The following is a 2,382-nucleotide window of genomic DNA, read 5'->3' on the forward strand; positions in this document are numbered from 1 at the left end:
TGCTGGGATGACGTTTGACGCCAGGAAAGCTCATTGGAAATCAACCCCGCGGCTTCCCCGCAGCGTCCGCCATGCGCATGCCCTGCTGCTGGCACGCCGCGGTCAGTTCCGGGAACGACAGGTCGCTGTTGCGCCGGAGCGCGTCGGGCATGGCCGCCTGGCATTCGAGGACGCTGCGATAGCGGATCGGCTCGACGCGTGCCTGCTCGCATGCGCTGCCGGCGTCGCCGCAGCCCATGATTGCCATTACGAAATAGAGCGGTTCCATCGTCCTTGCCTCCGTACGCTTTAACGCAAGGCAAAGATTTTCGTTGCTTTTCGGGCAAAGGTTTGCATGTCCCCGCGCCGCACCCCAGATTGGCGCCCACATGCCCCCCATCGATACCACCAGTTCCACCGTCGAGCGGCCCCTGATCCCGACGGTGCGGCGCTTCCTGCCCTATCTGTGGCCCAAGGATGCGCCGCAGCTGAAGGTGCGGATCGTCGTCGCGATGATTTTCGTCCTCTGCTCGAAGCTGGTGCAGGTCTATGGCGCGCCGTTCGCGTTGCAGGGCGCCGTCGATGGGATGGCGAGCGGCGATCGCAGCGCCGCGACGCTGATCGTGCTGCTCGTCATCGGCTATGCCGCCGCGCGGCTGGGCACGGTGCTGTTCGACAATCTGCGCAACGCGGTGTTCGAGCGGGTGGGGCAGGACGCGACGCGCCGCCTGGCCGCCGCGGTGTTCCGCCACCTCCACCAGCTTTCGCTGCGCTTCCATCTGGAGCGGCGGACGGGCGCGATCACCAAGGTGGTCGAGCGGGGGACCAAGAGCATCGACACGATGCTGTATTTCCTGCTCTTCAACATCGCGCCGACGATTCTCGAACTGGGGCTGGTGCTCCAGATCTTCGGCTCGCGGTTCGGCTGGTGGCTGGTCGCCTCGACGCTGGCGATGGTGGTCATCTACATCGGCTTCACGCGGATCGTCACCGACTGGCGCCAGAAGCTGCGCGAGGCGATGAACGATCTCGACACCGGCGCGGTCGCGCATGCGGTCGATTCGCTGCTCAATTTCGAAACGGTGAAGTATTTCAACGCCGAGCGGCGCGAGGCGGAGCGGTACGAGCGCGCCGTCCACGCCTATGCCAATGCCGCGACCAAGAGCGAGAACAGCCTCGCCTGGCTCAATATCGGCCAGTCGGTCATCACCAACGGGATGCTGGCGCTGGGCATGGGCGTGATCGCTTGGGGCTGGTCGACGGGGCGGTTCAGTCCGGGTGACGTGGTGCTGGTGTCGACGCTGCTCAGCCAGCTGTTCCGCCCACTCGACATGCTTGGCTGGGTCTATCGCACGATCCGTCAGGGCGTGATCGACATGGGCGCGATGTTCGACCTGCTCGATACGGGTGAAGAGGTGCGCGACGTGGCGGGCGCCCCGGCGCTGCGTGTCGAGAATGCCGCGGTGCGGTTCGAGAACGTTGTGTTCGGCTATGAACCCGATCGGGCGATCCTGAAGGGCCTCGATCTCGACGTGCCGGCGGGCGCGACGGTGGCGATCGTCGGTCATTCGGGGGCGGGCAAGTCGACGATCGCGCGGCTGATGTTCCGCTTCTACGATGTGCAGTCGGGCCGCATCCTTATCGACGGACAGGATATCGCCCGGGTGCAGCAGGAAACGTTGCGCGCCGCGATCGGCATCGTGCCGCAGGACACCGTGCTGTTCAACGACACCATCGGCTACAACATCGCCTATGGCCGCGAAGGCGCCGGCGAGGGCGAGATTGCGGGCGCGGCCCGCGGGGCGGCGATCGGCGACTTCATCGAAAGCCTGCCCGACGGCTACAAGACGCGCGTCGGCGAGCGTGGGCTGAAGTTGTCGGGCGGCGAGAAGCAGCGCGTGGCGATCGCGCGTACGCTGCTGAAGGACCCGCCGATCCTGATCCTGGACGAGGCGACCAGCGCGCTGGACAGCCGAACCGAGGCGGAGATCCAGGCGACGCTGGAGACGATTGAGCGGGGGCGGACGACGATCGTCATCGCCCACCGGCTGTCGACCATCGTCCACGCTGACCGCATCGTCGTGCTGGAAGCGGGCAGGGTTGCCGAACAGGGCACGCATGCCCAGTTGCTGCGGGCCGGCGGCATCTATGCCGAGATGTGGGCTCGTCAGGCCCAGGAGCGGCAGGACGCGCTCGCCGCCGAATAACGGGCGCCGAACAAGGGGACGGGCGATGGACGAGCGGCAGACGAGATGGATGGGCAACGCAGCGATCGCGGCGGGGGCGATCGGCGGCGGGCTGGCGATCTGGTCGGCGCTGGCGGCGCGCGCGGCGGAACGCGCGGTGCCGCCCGATGGCGATTTCGTCGAGGTGCCGGGCGCGCGAATCCATTATGTCGATCTG

2 protein-coding genes are annotated in these 2,382 nt (G+C 66.8%); one reads left to right on the forward strand and one right to left on the reverse strand.

Translation table 11 applies throughout. From position 1 onward, the window contains the following. Positions 1-40 precede the first annotated feature (40 nt). Positions 41-268, reverse strand: coding sequence for a hypothetical protein (locus ACOJSF_RS01935; protein WP_420140551.1), 228 nt, complete (start codon positions 266-268; stop codon positions 41-43). Between the two features lie 100 nt (positions 269-368). On the opposite strand from ACOJSF_RS01935, the gene ACOJSF_RS01940 reads away from it, so the two are divergent. After that, positions 369-2,186, forward strand: coding sequence for an ABCB family ABC transporter ATP-binding protein/permease (locus ACOJSF_RS01940; RefSeq protein ID WP_420140552.1), 1,818 nt, complete (start codon positions 369-371; stop codon positions 2,184-2,186). The last annotated feature ends 196 nt before the right edge of the window (positions 2,187-2,382 follow it).

This window comes from Sphingomonas sp. (genome assembly GCF_048594985.1).
GTDB lineage: Bacteria > Pseudomonadota > Alphaproteobacteria > Sphingomonadales > Sphingomonadaceae > Sphingomonas_I.